The 14,482-nt window shown below is 72.1% G+C and carries 20 protein-coding genes; 7 read left to right on the top strand and 13 right to left on the bottom strand.

Features of this window, described 5'->3' with window-relative positions; translation table 11 throughout:
• Window positions 1–161 precede the first annotated feature (161 nt).
• Together ACIO6U_RS22725 and mca are read right to left on the bottom strand one after the other, a co-directional pair.
• A complete protein-coding gene (locus ACIO6U_RS22725; RefSeq protein WP_355350121.1) occupies window positions 162–449 on the bottom strand; it encodes a hypothetical protein in 288 nt (95 codons plus the stop codon).
• 14 nt (window positions 450–463) lie between these two features.
• Window positions 464–1,336, bottom strand: a complete 873-nt coding sequence (gene mca, locus ACIO6U_RS22720; RefSeq protein ID WP_355350124.1) for a mycothiol conjugate amidase Mca — start codon at window positions 1,334–1,336, stop codon at window positions 464–466.
• 145 nt (window positions 1,337–1,481) lie between these two features.
• Between mca and ACIO6U_RS22715 the strand changes: the two genes are divergently transcribed.
• Both ACIO6U_RS22715 and greA read left to right on the top strand, forming a co-directional pair.
• Complete coding sequence (locus ACIO6U_RS22715; protein ID WP_355350127.1) at window positions 1,482–1,913, top strand: DUF4307 domain-containing protein; 432 nt, start codon at window positions 1,482–1,484, stop codon at window positions 1,911–1,913.
• 230 nt (window positions 1,914–2,143) lie between these two features.
• A complete protein-coding gene (greA, locus tag ACIO6U_RS22710) occupies window positions 2,144–2,641 on the top strand; it encodes a transcription elongation factor GreA (protein ID WP_188280881.1) in 498 nt (165 codons plus the stop codon).
• Between the two features lie 132 nt (window positions 2,642–2,773).
• Here greA and ACIO6U_RS22705 read toward each other — a convergent pair whose 3' ends face one another.
• From ACIO6U_RS22705 to ilvA, 3 genes are all read right to left on the bottom strand, one after another.
• On the bottom strand, window positions 2,774–3,625 hold the full coding sequence (locus ACIO6U_RS22705) for an ABC transporter permease (protein WP_355350130.1): 852 nt from the start codon (window positions 3,623–3,625) through the stop codon (window positions 2,774–2,776).
• Window positions 3,622–4,641, bottom strand: a complete 1,020-nt coding sequence (locus ACIO6U_RS22700) for an ATP-binding cassette domain-containing protein (RefSeq protein WP_391049111.1) — start codon at window positions 4,639–4,641, stop codon at window positions 3,622–3,624. The genes ACIO6U_RS22705 and ACIO6U_RS22700 overlap by 4 nt, the downstream gene beginning before the upstream one ends.
• 282 nt (window positions 4,642–4,923) lie before the next feature.
• A complete protein-coding gene (gene ilvA / locus ACIO6U_RS22695; protein WP_401721682.1) occupies window positions 4,924–6,153 on the bottom strand; it encodes a threonine ammonia-lyase in 1,230 nt (409 codons plus the stop codon).
• Window positions 6,154–6,360: 207 nt separating this feature from the next.
• On the opposite strand from ilvA, the gene ACIO6U_RS22690 reads away from it, so the two are divergent.
• The 3 genes from ACIO6U_RS22690 to ACIO6U_RS22680 are packed head-to-tail and all read left to right on the top strand — an operon-like array spanning window position 6,361 to window position 7,768.
• On the top strand, window positions 6,361–6,918 hold the full coding sequence (locus ACIO6U_RS22690; protein WP_355350139.1) for a MarR family transcriptional regulator: 558 nt from the start codon (window positions 6,361–6,363) through the stop codon (window positions 6,916–6,918).
• Window positions 6,919–6,950: 32 nt separating this feature from the next.
• The gene (locus ACIO6U_RS22685) at window positions 6,951–7,508 is read left to right on the top strand and encodes a sigma factor-like helix-turn-helix DNA-binding protein (protein WP_401312843.1); all 558 of its coding nucleotides are present in this window, start codon (window positions 6,951–6,953) and stop codon (window positions 7,506–7,508) included.
• Entirely contained in the window at window positions 7,505–7,768 is a 264-nt protein-coding gene (locus ACIO6U_RS22680) for a hypothetical protein (protein ID WP_391049106.1), read from the top strand. The genes ACIO6U_RS22685 and ACIO6U_RS22680 overlap by 4 nt, the downstream gene beginning before the upstream one ends.
• 95 nt (window positions 7,769–7,863) lie before the next feature.
• On the opposite strand, the gene ACIO6U_RS22675 is transcribed toward ACIO6U_RS22680, so the two are convergent.
• Together ACIO6U_RS22675 and ACIO6U_RS22670 are read right to left on the bottom strand one after the other, a co-directional pair.
• A complete protein-coding gene (locus tag ACIO6U_RS22675; protein WP_355349930.1) occupies window positions 7,864–9,036 on the bottom strand; it encodes a cystathionine gamma-synthase in 1,173 nt (390 codons plus the stop codon).
• Between the two features lie 22 nt (window positions 9,037–9,058).
• Window positions 9,059–9,622 (bottom strand): PadR family transcriptional regulator, encoded by a 564-nt coding sequence (locus ACIO6U_RS22670; RefSeq protein ID WP_355349927.1) that lies wholly within the window; start codon window positions 9,620–9,622, stop codon window positions 9,059–9,061.
• Between the two features lie 127 nt (window positions 9,623–9,749).
• On the opposite strand from ACIO6U_RS22670, the gene ACIO6U_RS22665 reads away from it, so the two are divergent.
• A complete protein-coding gene (locus ACIO6U_RS22665; RefSeq protein WP_391161718.1) occupies window positions 9,750–10,202 on the top strand; it encodes a nuclear transport factor 2 family protein in 453 nt (150 codons plus the stop codon).
• 50 nt (window positions 10,203–10,252) lie between these two features.
• Window positions 10,253–11,143: a DUF3626 domain-containing protein gene (locus tag ACIO6U_RS22660; protein ID WP_401721676.1), complete on the top strand. Its 891-nt coding sequence runs from the start codon at window positions 10,253–10,255 to the stop codon at window positions 11,141–11,143.
• Here the strand turns inward: ACIO6U_RS22660 and ACIO6U_RS22655 are convergent.
• The 6 genes from ACIO6U_RS22655 to ACIO6U_RS22630 form a co-directional block, all read right to left on the bottom strand.
• Window positions 11,098–11,436: an STAS domain-containing protein gene (locus ACIO6U_RS22655; RefSeq protein ID WP_355349918.1), complete on the bottom strand. Its 339-nt coding sequence runs from the start codon at window positions 11,434–11,436 to the stop codon at window positions 11,098–11,100. The two genes, ACIO6U_RS22660 and ACIO6U_RS22655, sit on opposite strands and share 46 nt — an antisense overlap.
• A gap of 103 nt (window positions 11,437–11,539) precedes the next feature.
• Entirely contained in the window at window positions 11,540–11,866 is a 327-nt protein-coding gene (locus ACIO6U_RS22650) for an Asp23/Gls24 family envelope stress response protein (protein ID WP_401721673.1), read from the bottom strand.
• Window positions 11,867–11,870: 4 nt separating this feature from the next.
• Window positions 11,871–12,482 (bottom strand): hypothetical protein, encoded by a 612-nt coding sequence (locus ACIO6U_RS22645; protein WP_355349913.1) that lies wholly within the window; start codon window positions 12,480–12,482, stop codon window positions 11,871–11,873.
• A complete protein-coding gene (locus ACIO6U_RS22640; RefSeq protein WP_355349938.1) occupies window positions 12,473–13,045 on the bottom strand; it encodes an RNA polymerase sigma factor in 573 nt (190 codons plus the stop codon). The genes ACIO6U_RS22645 and ACIO6U_RS22640 overlap by 10 nt, the downstream gene beginning before the upstream one ends.
• Before the next feature lie 211 nt (window positions 13,046–13,256).
• Window positions 13,257–13,763 (bottom strand): Asp23/Gls24 family envelope stress response protein, encoded by a 507-nt coding sequence (locus tag ACIO6U_RS22635; protein WP_355349910.1) that lies wholly within the window; start codon window positions 13,761–13,763, stop codon window positions 13,257–13,259.
• Window positions 13,764–14,023: 260 nt separating this feature from the next.
• Complete coding sequence (locus tag ACIO6U_RS22630) at window positions 14,024–14,419, bottom strand: VOC family protein (RefSeq protein ID WP_401721670.1); 396 nt, start codon at window positions 14,417–14,419, stop codon at window positions 14,024–14,026.
• Window positions 14,420–14,482: the final 63 nt, after the last annotated feature.

The raw sequence follows: 14,482 nt of genomic DNA, 5'->3' as shown, positions 1-14,482 counted from the left end.
GGGGGCGCGGGGAACCGCGCGGCCGGCCACGACGCTCCCGCAGGTCACCACCCGCCCCGGCGGGGCAGATCGGTTGTCTCCGGACCACCGGCCGGTGGCGGGTTGCTCGCGCGGTTCCCCGCGCCCCTGAAAAGCACGCCCTGCGCAAGGGCCGCCCCCCGTCAGGGGCGTGGCGGCTCCGGGGCGGAGGAGGCGGAGGCGGAGGCAGCGGGAGAGGCGGAGGGAGAGGCCGCGGGGGCCTCATGCGGCGGGCGAGCCGCGGGCTCCTCGGTGAAATCGATCTTCTTCATCTGCTTGCCCATGTTCTTCATCAGCAGCCACAGCCCGATGGCGATGGCGGCGAAGATCACGAAACCGAGGAGCCCCGGCGTCACCTTGTCCTGGTTCAGCTCACCGGCGGCGTTCGAGGCGAGCGGGACCAGCGTATTGAATCCGTGGGAGGCGTTCACCCGCCCATTGTCGCCTAGGCCCTCTCGATCCCCGCAAAGAGGTCGTCCTCAGGGATCGAGGTGTCCACGCGGGACTGCGCCAGCTCGTAGTCCTCGGTCGGCCAGACCTCCCGCTGGAGGTCCATCGGGATACGGAACCAGCCGCCGTCCGGGTCGATCTGCGTGGCGTGCGCGAGCAGCGCCTTGTCACGGATCTCGAAGAAGTCCGAGCAGGGCACGTGGGTGGTGAGCTGCCGCTCCGGGCGGTCGAACTCCTCCCAGCGCTTGAGCCACTCGCCGTACGGGGACTCCATGCCGCGCGCGAGCAGCGCCTCGTGCAGCGCGAGGGTGCGCTCCTTGTTGAAGCCCTGGTTGTAGTAGAGCTTCAACGGCGTCCACGGCTCCCCGGCCTCGGGGTAGCGCTCGGGGTCGCCCGCGGCGTCGAAGGCCACCGCCGAGATCTTGTGGGTCATGATGTGGTCCGGGTGCGGATAGCCGCCGTTCTCGTCGTACGTGGTGATGACGTGCGGCCGGAACTCGCGGATCAGCTTCACCAGGGTGCCCGCGGCCACGTCCACGTCCTGGAGGGCGAAGCAGCCCTCGGGCAGCGGCGGCAGCGGGTCGCCCTCGGGCAGTCCCGAGTCGACGTAGCCGAGCCAGGACTGGCGGACGCCCAGGATCTGGCGCGCCTCGTCCATCTCCTTGGCACGTACCTCGTGGATGTTCTCCTCGATGTAGGGGTCGCCCTGGAGTTTGGGGTTGAGCACCGAGCCACGCTCGCCTCCGGTGCAGGTCGCCACCAGTACGTCCACCCCCTCGGACACGTACTTGGCCATGGTGGCCGCGCCCTTGCTCGACTCGTCGTCGGGGTGGGCGTGAACGGCCATCAGTCGAAGCTGCTCAGTCAAGGCTGGGTCCTCAGGTCTTCGGGGTCCGAGCGGCGCCGAGCCCCCGTCTTCTAAGCCCCCTCCGTCGGCCGAGAGGGCGCCTCCTATAGTGACCGAGTGAGGGGACGATTAATTCCGCCGTTCCCGCGCTCGGGAGGAAAAGCCTATGACCGCCGTGCGGCCCGGTGAGCCGGGCGCCCGCCCCGCCCTGCCCGACGGCAGGTACGGTCCGGGCGCCGACGCGCGGGCGGACCGCAAGCTGCGGATCGCCGCCGTCGTGCTGGGCGCGCTGATGGTCGTCGGCGTCGGCTGGTACGGCTGGCACGCCCTCACCGGCACCAAGGTCAGCGGTCAGGTCATCGCCTTCAAGGCCGTGTCGGACCAGGCCGTGGAGATCCACCTGGAGGTCCACAAGGACCCGGGGACCGTCGCCGTCTGCACCCTGCGCTCGGTGGACGTCGACCACAACGAGGTGGGCCGCAAGGACGTCCGCCTCGCGCAGCACGCCCGGCAGGTCGACACCGTCGTCACGGTGCGGACGACCTCGCGCGGTGAGACCGGTGAGCTGGTCAGCTGCCAGACCGCCCCGCGCGGCTGACCCCGGACCCCGGCACCCGCGTTCGTTTCTCGTCCCCTTGACCGACGAGTAATTGTTAGGCTCGTGGTTTCGTCCCGGCGACCGGTGGCAATGGACTTGTTCATCGGGGCGCACCCCGGCACCGGCCGTGGGGACGAGCCGTCGGCCCCACGGGTGCGACGGCACACACCGCCCCGCGGGGAGTCCGCGGGACAGGCACACGGCATGACCAGTACCGACGAGGAGCACCTGTGACCCAGACCAGCGAGAACGTCACCTGGCTGACCCAGGCGGCGTATGACCAGCTCAAGGCCGAGCTGGAGCATCTGTCTGGTCCGGCGCGCGCCGAGATCGTCGCCAAGATCGAGGAAGCCCGCCAGGAAGGCGATCTCAAGGAGAACGCCGGCTATCACGCGGCGCGTGAGGACCAGGGCAAGCTGGAGCTGCGCATCCGCCAGCTCAACCAGATCCTGGAGTCCGCGAAGGTCGGCGAGGCCCCGGCGGACGACGGTGTGGTGGCGCCCGGCATGGTGGTGACCATCGCCTTCGACGGCGACCCCGACGACACCATGACCTTCCTGCTCGGCTCCCGCGAGGGCGTCTCCAGCGACCTGGACACGTACTCGCCGCAGTCGCCGCTCGGCCGCGGTGTGGCGGGCAAGAAGCCGGGCGAGGACGCCACGTACGAACTGCCCAACGGCAAGAGCGCGTCGGTGAAGGTCCTCGACGTGAAGCCGTACCAGGGCTGAGCGGACAGCGGTGTGCCGCCCGTCCCCGTGGCACGGGCGGCACATGTGTGACGCGGCTCTCCGCGAAGGCGTCGGGCGTGACGCGATCGTCGAGCGTGAGGCGGTCGTCCGGCTCTCCGCGGTGACCGGCTGTTAAGCGGTCGCCGAGCGGTACTTGCGGACCGCGAGCGTACGGAAGACCACGATGATGAGCACGGACCAGATCAGCGACGCCCACACCGGGTGCTGCATCGGCCAGGCGCCGGACTGCGAGACGCCCGGGTTGCCGAAGAGCACGCGGCACGCCTGCACGGTGGCGCTGAACGGGTTCCAGTCGGCGACCGCCTGGAGCCAGCCCGGCATGTTGGACGAGTCCACGAAGGCGTTCGACACGAACGTCACCGGGAAGAGCCAGATCAGGCCGCCCGAGGTGGCCGCCTCCGGGGTGCGGACCGACAGGCCGATCAGCGCGCCGATCCAGGAGAAGGCGTAGCCCAGCAGGAGCAGCAGCAGGAACGCGCCGATCATCTTCGGCACGCCGTTGTGGATGCGCCAGCCGACGAGCACGCCGACCACCGCGAGGACGACGACGGTGAGCGTCGTCTGGACGAGGTCGGCGAGGGTGCGGCCGGTGAGCACCGCGCCGCGCGCCATGGGCAGCGACCGGAAGCGGTCGATGAGGCCCTTGTTCATGTCGTCGGCGATGCCCGCGCCCGCGCCGGCGGTGGCGAAGGTGACCGTCTGGGCGAAGATGCCCGCCATCAGGAAGTTGCGGTAGTCCGAGGCGCTGAGGGAGCCGCCGACGGCGACCGAGCCGCCGAAGACGTAGCTGAACAGCACCACGAACATGATCGGCTGGATCAGCCCGAAGATGATCATCTCGGGGATGCGCAGCATCCGGATCAGATTGCGCTTGGCGACGACCAGCGAGTCCCTGACGGACTGGACGACGCCGCCCGCGCCCTTGGGCGCGGCGGTGGTCACGATGTCGGTCGTGGCGCTCACTTGACTGCCTCCTTGCGGGACGCGTCGGCCTTGCGGGCGCCCGGGTCCTCGGTCTCCTCGTCGGCGGCGTTGTCCTGCTCGGCCGCGTGGCCGGTCAGGGAGATGAACACGTCGTCCAGGGTGGGTCGGCGCAGGCCGATGTCGTCGATCTCGATGCCCTGCGCGTCCAGGTCGCGGATCACCTCGGCGAGCAGCTTGGCGCCGCCGGTCACCGGGACGGTGATCTTCCGCTGGTGTTCCTCGATCTTCGCGTCGCCCTTGCCGAATCCGGCGAGCGCGCGGGCGGCGTCGGAGATGCGGTCCCGCTCGTGCACGACGACCTCGACGCGTTCGCCGCCGGTCTGCGCCTTGAGCTGGTCGGAGGTGCCGCGCGCGATGACCTTGCCGTGGTCGATCACGCAGATGTCGTGCGCGAGGTGGTCGGCCTCTTCCAGATACTGGGTGGTGAGCAGCAAGGTGGTGCCGCCCGCGACCAGTTCCTGGATGACCTCCCAGAGCTGCTGGCGGTTGCGCGGGTCGAGTCCGGTGGTCGGCTCGTCCATGAACATCACCGGCGGGCTCACCACGAGCGCGGCGGCGAGGTCCAGGCGGCGGCGCATACCGCCGGAGTAGGTCTTGGAGGGCCGGTTCGCGGCGTCCGCCAGATTGAAGCGCTCCAGCAGTTCGTCAGCCCGCGCGCGGGCCGCCTTGGCGCTCATCTGGTAGAGCTGGCCGACCATTTGGATGTTCTCCCGGCCGGTCAGATACTCGTCGACCGCGGCGAACTGACCCGACAGGCCGATGTGCCTGCGGACCTCGTTGGGGTGCTTCAGTACGTCGATGCCCGCGACGACGGCTCTGCCGCTGTCGGGTTGCAGGAGTGTGGTCAGGACCCGGACGGCGGTGGTCTTTCCCGCGCCGTTCGGCCCGAGCAGCCCGAGGACCGTGCCCTCCGGCACGTCGAGGTCCACTCCCCCCAGTGCCTTGACATCGCCGAAGGTCTTCACAAGACCCTCTGCATAGATGGCGCCCGGCATTTTGTCACTCCGTCCGTTGGTGCGGTGTGCAGCTCTCACGACTGGTGCGGTGTGCGGCTTCATGACTTCGACCGCCCGAACGGCCGAAACTCATCGCTCAGCGCGCGGCGGACCGCGCGGCGAACCGCGATGGAACGCGAGAATGACAGACGCGATATATCGCGTCAAGCCAATTTCGCGTCCGCCACGGAACCTGGTACACGGCGCGCCGCCGCGGGGCTCGGCGGGCGGTTCCCCCGCGGCGGCGGGTCGTACGACGGCGAGCTCCGCCCGCCGGGGCGGTCACCGGATGACGGTGTAACCCGCGTTCTCCAGTGCCTCGCCCACGGCGACACAGTGCTCAGGTCCCTTGGTTTCCAGGTGCACCTCGACCTCGGCCTCGGTGAGGCCGAGCCGCGGGTCGGTGCGCACATGGCTGACATCGAGGACGTTAGCGTCGACCACTGACAACACCCCCAGGAGCGTGGCGAGCGCGCCGGGCCGGTCGGTGAGACGCAGCCGCAGGGACAGGTAACGGCCGGCGGCCGACATGCCGTGCCGCAGGATGCGCTGCATCAGCAGCGGGTCGACATTGCCGCCGGAGAGCACCGCGACGACGGGCCCCCGCAGCGCCTCGGGCGCGGCCAGCAGCGCCGCGACCGGACTGGCCCCGGCCGGTTCCACGACCAGCTTCGCGCGTTCCAGGCAGAGCAGCAGCGCGGAGGAGAGCTGGTCCTCCGTCACCGTCACGACCTCGTCCACCAGGTCCCTGACCAGGGCGAACGGTATGTCGCCCGGACGGCCGACCATGATTCCGTCGGCCATCGTGGCGACCGTGCCGAGCGCCACCGGGCGGCCGACGGCGAGCGAGGGCGGATACGCGGCGGCGCCCGCGGCCTGCACGCCGACGATCTTCACATCGGGCCGCAGCGCCTTGACGGCGACCGCGAGACCGGCGGCGAGACCGCCGCCGCCGATGCCGACCACGATGGTGCCGACCTCGGGGCACTGCTCAAGGATCTCCAGGCCCACCGTGCCCTGCCCGGCGACGATGTCCGGGTGGTCGAAGGGGTGGATGAAGACCGCCCCGGTCTGCTCGGCGTACGCGATGGCCGCCCGCAGCGTCTCGTCGACGACCGCGCCGTGCAGCCGTACCTCGGCGCCGTAGTCACGGGTCGCGGCCACCTTGGGCAGCGGGGCGCCGACGGGCATGAAGACGGTCGAGCGGACACCGAGCAGGGAGGCCGCGAGGGCCACGCCCTGGGCGTGGTTCCCGGCGCTGGCCGCCACCACCCCGGCCGCGCGCTCCTCCGGGCCGAGGCCCGCGATGCGGACGTACGCGCCGCGAATTTTGAACGAACCTGTGCGTTGAAGATTCTCGCATTTGAGGTGCACAGGTGCTCCGACCAGCGACGACAGATGGCGGCTGCCTTCCATCGCGGTGATACGGGCCACCCCGGAGAGCATTTTGTGCGCTCCTCGCACGTCATCGAGGGTGATCGAAGGGGACGCTGCGGGCACCGAACTGTCCATGGGCCCAGTCTCCCAGCTCCGGCGGACCGCCACCGCCGGGGGCCAAGGGTGTCACCGGCGGCCGGAATACGTGTCAGGGCCGGGGCCGCGGCGGGCGGCGTATTGCCGGTGAAGGGTCACGGGGCCTTCCGCGCCGCGTACTCTTCTCCACAACTTCCGCCTTCCCGTTCCCCTTCACAGGACCGACAGAACGCGAGCTTCAAGGTCATGTCCAACCCCACGGAGACCTCGACCGAACTCCTTGAGCGCCTCCAGCACCAGGTCGCACTTTTCGCCCGTCGCGCGGAACAGACGCGGCTCGGCGGAGTCGGCAAGGCCCGCAACTCCATGGACCGCGCCGCCTACCTGCTGCTCAACCGGCTCGACCGCGAAGGCCCGATGGGCGTCAAGGCGCTCGCCGAGGCCATGGGCATCGACTCCTCCACGGTCACCCGTCAGGTCGCCCCGCTCGTCGACACCGGCCTGGTCAAGCGCACCTCGCACCCGGAGGACGGCCGCGCGGTCGTCCTCGCCCTGTCGCCGCGCGGCCGGTCCCGGCTCGACGCGGTACGCGACTCCCGCCGCCGGCTGATGGCCGAGGTCACCGACGAGTGGACCCCGCGGGAGCGGGAGATCTTCACCGAGCTGCTGGCCCGCTTCAACACCTCGCTCGCCGACTGGCACACCGGGGCGGGACAGCGCGAGGAGCCGGAGTCCGACGAGGCCGGTGGGACCGAGGGGACCGGCGGCGCGACGGGGTCGCGGGGAGACACGCAAGGGGCTTGACCCGGAACACCCGGTTGCCGTCCCATGGCCGCGTGGGGAAGCGCCGGGCGGCAGCGGAAAACCGACGGGACGCCGAATTCGCGGCGTTCACCGCGGGCGCGGCGGGCCGTCTGCTGCACGCCGCCACACTGCTGGCGGGCGACCCTGAGGCCGCCGACCGCCTCCTGACCGCGACGCTCGCGCACGTCTACGCCAACTGGCTCACGATGCGCGCGGAGGACCCGTACGAACGGGCCAGGAGCGAGCTGGTACGGCGGTTCGCCTACCGCCCGTGGTGGCGGCGGCCCCGCGGCGGCACCCTGGACCGGCTCAGCGGCCAGGAGCGGCTGATCGTCGTGATGCGGCACTTCGAGGGCGTCGCGGAGGAGCAGACCGCGGCCCAACTCGGCCTGCCCGTCGAGCGGGTGCGCGCCATCTGCGCCCGCGGGACGGCCACGCTGCGCAGCAGGCCCGAAGAGGACGATCCGGCGGCCGCGGCGGCGGCCAGGGCCGTGGCCGCCGCCGCGGCGCGGGCCCGCAGAGCCCCCGGGGAGACCGAACCGGCTTCCGAGGCAGCGGAGTTGGCCGAGTCCAGCGCGGTGGCGCCGTGAGCCGCCTGCCCAACCGCCGCGACGACGAGGTGCGCCGCCTGCTGGACACCCCGCACCCGGTGGTCCCGCTCGATCTCACCGCCCGCGCCGCCGCCCGCGGACGCCGGATCGTACGCCGCCGCCGGGTCGTCCGACTCGCCCTGTGGCTGGTGCTGTTCGCGGCCGTCGTGGCCGGTCTGGTCCTGGCCGCGGTGGCGTGGCCCGACCACTCGGCCCCTACGACGCCGACGGACGGCAGTTGGTGGTCGGCGACGGGCTGACGCCTTCCGTGGGAAAGGCGCCGGGCCCGTACGGTACGCGGCGCGCGCGACCGTACGGGCCCGGGAGTTCACGCTCTCACGACCGTGTCACGACCTCAGCCGAGGGCCTGCGCCAGGTCGGCCAGCAGGTCGTCCGCGGCCTCGATGCCGACCGACAGGCGTACCAGATCGGCGGGCACCTCCAGCGCGGAACCGGCCACCGAGGCGTGCGTCATACGGCCCGGGTGCTCGATCAACGACTCGACGCCGCCGAGGGATTCGCCGAGCGTGAAGAGCTCCGCGCGGTCGCAGACGGCGACCGCCGCGTCCTCGCCGCCCACGACGCGGAAGGACACCATGCCGCCGAACGCCTTCATCTGCTTGGCGGCCACCTCGTGCCCCGCGTGCTCCGGCAGACCGGGGTAGTACACCTGCGCCACCTTCGGGTGCGCGGCCAGCATGCCGGCCACCCGCGTCGCGTTGGCGCTGTGCCGGTCCATCCGTACCGCGAGCGTCTTGACGCCGCGCATCACCAGCCACGCGTCGAACGGCCCGGCGACCGCGCCCATCGCGTTCTGGTGGTACGCCAACTCCTCGCCCAGGCCCGCGTCCGAGGTGACCAGCGCGCCGCCGACCACGTCGGAGTGGCCGCCCATGTACTTGGTCGTGGAGTGCACGACGACGTCCGCGCCGAGCGCCAACGGCTGCTGGAGGTAAGGGCTCGCGAAGGTGTTGTCGACCACCAGCCGCACCCCGGCCTGGCGGGCGACCCCGGCGACCGCCGCGATGTCGGTGATGCCGAGCAGCGGGTTCGAGGGCGTCTCGACCCAGATCAGCTTGGTCTCCGGCCGGAGCGCGTCCCGTACCGCCTGGACGTCGGAGGTGTCGGCCACCGACCAGCGCACGCCCCAGCGCTCCACGACCTTCGCGAAGAGCCGGAAGGTGCCGCCGTACGCGTCGTTCGGGATCACCACGTGGTCGCCCGGCGCGAGCATCGTACGCAGCAGGCAGTCCTCGGCCGCGAGCCCCGAGGCGAAGGCGAGGCCGCGGCTGCCGCCCTCCAGCGCCGCCAGGTTCTCTTCGAGGGCGGTCCTGGTCGGGTTGGCCGACCGGCTGTACTCGTAGCCGCCGCGCAGGCCGCCGACACCGTCCTGCTTGTACGTCGACACCTGGTAAATCGGCGTCACCACGGCCCCGGTCTGCGCGTCCGCGGCCTGGCCGGCGTGGATCGCGAGGGTCTCGAAGTGCTGGTGGCCGATGTCCTGGTGCCCGATGTGCTTGTCGCTCATGGCCCCGAGCGTAGTGCCGCCGTCAGGCCCGCGCCGACAGCCTCGCGCGCAGCACGGCCGCGCTGCGCTCGCACCACTCGGCGTTTCCCCGCTCGAAGGCGAGGCCGCGCAGGCACGTCAGATACGGGCCGATGCGGGTGCCGTGGCGCAGGAAGTCCTCCTCGTCCCGGTCGCCGCGGAGCTTGCCGAGCAGGGTCGTGAACAGCTCGGCCTTCGCCGCCGCGAAGGCGGCGCGCTCCATGAGCTGGGCGATGACGGCCTCGGTGCCGAGGCGGTCGGCGGTCTGAACCTTCACAAGGAGTTCATCACGGATGAAGGACGGTTTCGCGGGCGCCGCCGCGAAGCGTTCCAGTTCGGCGAGGCCGGCGTCGGTCACCTGGAAGAGGCGCTTGTTCGGCCGCGTGTCCTGGACGACCTCCCGGCCGGTGACCAGGCCGTCGCTCTCCAGCCTGGTCAGTTCCGCGTAGAGCTGCTGGGGCAGCGCGTGCCAGAAGTTGGCCACGCCGACGTTGAACGCCTTGGCCAGCTGGTAGCCGCTCAGCTCCTCGTCCAGCAGCGCCGCGAGGACCGCGTGGCGCAAAGCCATCGCCCGGCCTCCTCCCGTCCGCCCGGTCCGTTGTACGCTCGACATGATACTCAAGAAAGTGACTAATCAGATGCACGACTAGGGGGTCCGCCCAGGGCAGCCCTCCAGAACCGAAGGAGCAGCCGCCGTGACCGCGACGGACGCCGTGACCGCAGACCCCTCCGCCTTCCGCGCCGCCGTCGAGTCGGGCGACGTCGAGGCCCTCAGCCGCCTGTTCACCGACGACATCCGGCTCTACAGCCCGGTGAAGTTCACCCCGTTCGAGGGCAAGCCGCTCGTCGTCGGCCTCTTCCACGTCCTGGTGCGCACCTTCGAGGACTTCCGCTACATCGGCCGGTTCGACGGCTCCGCCCGGACCACCGGTGACGGCACCGACGCCCCGTCCGCGATCCTGCTCTTCCGCGCCACCGTCAACGGCAAGGAGATCCACGGCATCGACATGCTCCAGTTCGACCCGGCCGGGCTGATCAAGGAGATCACCGTCATGGTCCGCCCTCAGTCCGCCGTCCAGACCCTCGGCGAAGCCGTCCTCGCCGGCCTCGTCGCCGACGGCCTGGCCCCGGCCCCGGCCCCGCGCTGACGGCCGACGGCTCGGCCCGCACAGGAGGCAGGGGGCAAGGGGTGGATGACGTGACCGGGGAAACGCCGCTCGCGGCGGATGAGGCGTTGCGCCACGTGACCGGGCTGGCGCGGGCCGGGACGCCGGTTGCCGCCGGGGTGCGGGTGAGTGTGAATTTCCATCCGGACCGCGGGGGGATGCTGGAGGCGCTGGGACGGGAGGGCGTGTACCGGTCGCAGTTCGTGACCGGTACGAGCAACGGGGGCCTGACCGCGTATCCGGGCGGAGACCGGTGGCGGTGGGAGAGCCGGATCTTCGGGGGCGCGTACGACCGGGCGGACGGGCGGGCACGGCCGGTGTACGGGGCGTTGAACTTCCGGCGCGAGCGGGTCGGCGCGGCCCCGCGCTTCGGGTCCGCGCACTTCCGGCTGCGCGCCGGGACGCTGGCACGGGCGACCTTCTGCTATCCGGACAGCGCCCGGGAACCGTCCGACTTCGGGGTCGAAGGGACGGTGTCGGCCCTGGTGGAGCTGGCCCGCGCGGACACCGCGGCCGGGCGGGGGGACGCGCTCGACGGCTATGTGGAGGCGCAGGTGCACGGTCCCGTGGTGCTCGCCGAGGACGTGGAGGCGCTGGTGCTCGACCCGAGCCACCGCGGCACCGCCGTGGAGGACGCCGCGCGCCTGCTGCCGTGCCCGCTGGAGTGGCACGCCGGTTTCCGCCTCGCCGTCACGGAGTTGCGCCGCCACCCGGACTACCGGGGGCCGGAATTCGTCGCGCTGGGCGCCGAGATCGCGGAGGGCGGATTCCTCGACCCGCGCGTCATCGGCGACGCCGCCCGCACCGGCCGCCACGACCCGCAGTCGCTCAAGCGCGTCTGGCACTGCGTGGCCCGCTTCGGGGCGCCGTCGGAGGGTCAGGCGGTTGTGGTGGGGGAGGTCGGGGAGGTGGGGAGGCGGTAGTCGGACAGGGAGAGCATGCGGCGGTGCTGGGGGCGCAGACCCGTGATGTGGAGCGGGAGCGCGAAGGCGGTGCAGCGGGCGTGCAGGCTGCTCAGGAAGCGCAGCGCCGTCGTGTCCATGAAGGGGACGGCGTCGAAGTCGAGGTGGACCCCCCGCAGGCCGGGGCGCAGCGCCAGTTGGGCCTGGGTCAGAGCCGGGCGCGCTTCGAGGTCGATGTCCCCGCACGGCCGGAGGGTGAGTATCCCGTCGTCGTCCAGCGCGGTCGGACAGGTGAAGGGAGCCGTGGCGTCCATGGCGGTCTGTGTCCTCTCTCGAATCTCGAAGGGTCTGCACCCTTGGACACCGTGGGCGGACGGACATCACGCGCGGGGACGTACCCGGTGAAAACGGGCGGTCTCAGACGATCGCGGTGACCGTCACCGACACCGTGACCGGCGTGGTCAGCGTCTGCGGATACGTCGCGTAGACCGCCTCGACGACCGCCTCCCGCACGTGCTGGGCGACCCGGGCCGCCTGGTAGCCGGTGCGTACGGCCAGCGAGACCGTGACCGCGCACTGCGCGGGGTCGGTCCGCCACCGCACGGTGACACCGGGGGCGGTACGGGAGCGCAGGCGGTCGGTCAGGCGCGGGCTGAGGTAGGCGACGCCGGGGACGTCGGCCGCGGCGGCGCCCGCCGCGGTCGCGGTCTCGCGCTCTTCCGGTGTGCGGGTCAGCGGGTTCATCGGGTCAGCCCTCCCCGGAGGTCGCGTCGTTGAGCGGGCGGTCGGCCGCCGCCCCGTCGTCCAGGACGTCCACCACCGACACGTCCACCGCGGCGACATCCAGGCCGATCACCGCGTGCGCCGCGTTCATGACGCGTTCGCGGACCGCCGCGGCGGCCTCGGGGACGGTACGGCTGAGGACGACGGCCACTTCCAGGCGGACCCGCAGCGGCACGCGCGGCAGCGGCAGCCCGGGCAGTACGTAGCGCGCGGGCTCGCGGGCCGCGGTGATCCGGCAGCTCCCGGCCACGACACCGGGAACCGCGTCCGCGGCCTGCCGGAAGAGCCGGGCGGCGGCGGTCTCGGTGATCCAGTCGTCGGCCGCGGGGTCGCCGAGCGGTACGAGGCGGCCGGGCCGCAGTTCGGTCCGCACCAGGTCCATCACGCGGGCGGCCAGATCGGGCGCGGGCAGGTCGCGTACCGCCAGCGCCTGGTGCACGGCCTGGTCGAGCTGGGCCAGTTCGGCGAGCGAGTCCCGGCAGTGCGGGCAGTCCTCGTGGCCGGGGGCGGGCTCGCCGCCCTCCCACAGATCGGCCAACGAGGCGTCGCAGGGCAGGAGTTCGTCGTCTAGCGCCATGTGTCCATCGCCTCCGTCAGATAGCGGCGGGCGCGGAAGATCCGTCCCCGGACGGCCGGTTCGCCGATCCCCACGGCGGCGGCAATCTCGTCGTACGACAGGCCGTGGAATTCGCGCAGCACCCAGCACGCGCGCTGCTCGGGGGTGAGCCCGGCCAGCGCGCGGTGCAGCGCCTCGGCCGACGCGGCGGACTCCGCGGCGCGGACGGGCGAGGACTGGTACTCGGGCGCGGCGGGTTCGACGATCGAGTCCAGCGGCTGGGTGGGGCGGCGGCCCCTGAGGACGTTGAGGCAGCGGTTGGTCACGATGCGGTACATCCACGTGCCGAAGGCCGCGTTCCTGCGGAACTCCGGCAGCCGCCGCCACGCGCTGACATACGCGTCCTGCACCGCGTCCTCCGCCTCGGCGTCGTTGCCGAGCAACCGGCGTGCCAGGCGCAGCAGTTCGCCGCTGTGCCGCCGTACCAGGATCTCGAACGCCTCGTCGTCGCCCTCGCTCGCGCGGGCGACCAGCAGGTCTTCCTCCCGCCCGGACGCCGGCGGCTCCGGCTCGGGCGGGGGCACATGCGACGGCGCCCCGTCGGACGCCTCACCGGACACGGCACCGCGCCGGGTCCTCGGCGGCGAGCAGAGGCACGTACAAGCAGGTCAACGTCGTCCGTCCAACAGGTGATCGCGGTCCACGGGGGTGTGCCGTACGGCACCGGGTTCGTGCGAGCGGCAGCGGCGTGCGGGGGCGCCGGGGTGGGACAGCCCCGGCGCCCCCGGAGAACGGCTACTGCACTCGTCCCTCGGCGGGGGTGTCGTCGTCCTCGTCGGGCAGGTGCACGTCGACGATCGAGACGTTGACTTCGACGACCTCGAGGCCGGTCATGCGCTCGACGGCGGAGATCACGTTCTCCCGTACGTCGGCGGACACATCGGTGATGGCGACGCCGTACTCGACCACCAGCTCCAGGTCCACGGCCGTCTGCCGCTCGCCGACCTCGACCTTGACGCCGCGGGTCACGTTGGGGCGGCCACCGGGGACGCGGTCGCGGATGGCGCCCATGCTGCGGGCGAGGCTGCCGCCGAAGTCGTGGACGCCGAGCACCTCGCGTGCCGCCATGCCCGCGATCTTCTCCACGACGGAATTGGCGATGGACGTACGGCCGCGCTCGGCGGGCACGCGGAAGGCGCCGTCGGCCCGCTTCTCCAGGCCCTGCCCCTTGCTGCCGTCGTCGTCGCGGTCCGTGCTGGTGCGCTGGGGCGAAACCGGCGCTTCGGCCTTCGTCGTGGTCATACCGGGTCTCCTGGTGTTCGCAAGTGCACCGGCCGGGTCGCGCGGATCCACTGACGCGGATCGCACGACGGTGGATCGTACGAATACGCCGACCCTACGGTGCATGTGGCGGCCTCATGGGCCCTGACATTCTTAAGACACCCCTGATCCGGAGACCTCACGCGCGAATCCGGGATCTTCTCGAAGAGATTCCCGCGCGGGTCGGCGGGAGCGGGCCCGGCCCGGGTCCTGAGGCTCCGCGGCCCCGGTCCCGGCGGGGCTCAGACGTCGGTGCGCACCCAGAGGCAGAAGGGGTGACCGGCCGGGTCGAGGAAGATCCGCGTGTCGTCCTCCGGCTGGTGCGCGGCGAGGGTGGCGCCGCAGGCCAGGGCGGTGGCGGTGCCCGCCGGGAGGTCGGTGACCTCGAAGTCGAGATGCAGCATCATCTGCTGCGCGGCGGGGGCGGAGGGCCAGGTCGGCGGGGTGTAGAGGGGCTCGGTCTGGAAGGACAGGCCCGTGCCGCCGCCGGGCGGGTTGAGCTTCACCCAGTCGGGCTCCCGCGCGGTGACCTCCCAGCCGAGCAGCCGCCGGTAGAAGTCGGCGAGCGCCGTCGCGTCGGGCGCGTCGAGGACGACGGCGGTGAAGGTCGTACGCAGTGGTGCGGTCGGCTCTGACATCGGTCTCCCCTGGTCGCGGCGGGCCGGGCACGGCGGCCCGGCTCTCGGGCGTGCGGCCCGTCC

The organism is Streptomyces sp. NPDC087422, from assembly GCF_044744145.1.
GTDB lineage: Bacteria > Actinomycetota > Actinomycetes > Streptomycetales > Streptomycetaceae > Actinacidiphila.
Note: the sequence above shows the minus strand (reverse complement) of the source record. Positions and strands in the feature narration are given on the sequence as shown.

Bases quoted from the DNA above. Each gene is read 5' to 3' on its own strand.
- ACIO6U_RS22715 (WP_355350127.1), top strand. From the start codon at position 1,482: ATGACCGCCGTGCGGCCCGGTGAGCCGGGCGCCCGCCCCGCCCTGCCC.
- ACIO6U_RS22700 (WP_391049111.1), bottom strand. From the start codon at position 4,641: ATGCCGGGCGCCATCTATGCAGAGGGTCTTGTGAAGACCTTCGGCGAT.
- ilvA (WP_401721682.1), bottom strand. From the start codon at position 6,153: ATGGACAGTTCGGTGCCCGCAGCGTCCCCTTCGATCACCCTCGATGAC.
- ACIO6U_RS22690 (WP_355350139.1), top strand. From the start codon at position 6,361: ATGTCCAACCCCACGGAGACCTCGACCGAACTCCTTGAGCGCCTCCAG.
- ACIO6U_RS22675 (WP_355349930.1), bottom strand. From the start codon at position 9,036: ATGAGCGACAAGCACATCGGGCACCAGGACATCGGCCACCAGCACTTC.
- ACIO6U_RS22670 (WP_355349927.1), bottom strand. From the start codon at position 9,622: ATGGCTTTGCGCCACGCGGTCCTCGCGGCGCTGCTGGACGAGGAGCTG.
- ACIO6U_RS22655 (WP_355349918.1), bottom strand. From the start codon at position 11,436: ATGGACGCCACGGCTCCCTTCACCTGTCCGACCGCGCTGGACGACGAC.
- ACIO6U_RS22650 (WP_401721673.1), bottom strand. From the start codon at position 11,866: ATGAACCCGCTGACCCGCACACCGGAAGAGCGCGAGACCGCGACCGCG.
- ACIO6U_RS22645 (WP_355349913.1), bottom strand. From the start codon at position 12,482: ATGGCGCTAGACGACGAACTCCTGCCCTGCGACGCCTCGTTGGCCGAT.
- ACIO6U_RS22635 (WP_355349910.1), bottom strand. From the start codon at position 13,763: ATGACCACGACGAAGGCCGAAGCGCCGGTTTCGCCCCAGCGCACCAGC.
- ACIO6U_RS22630 (WP_401721670.1), bottom strand. From the start codon at position 14,419: ATGTCAGAGCCGACCGCACCACTGCGTACGACCTTCACCGCCGTCGTC.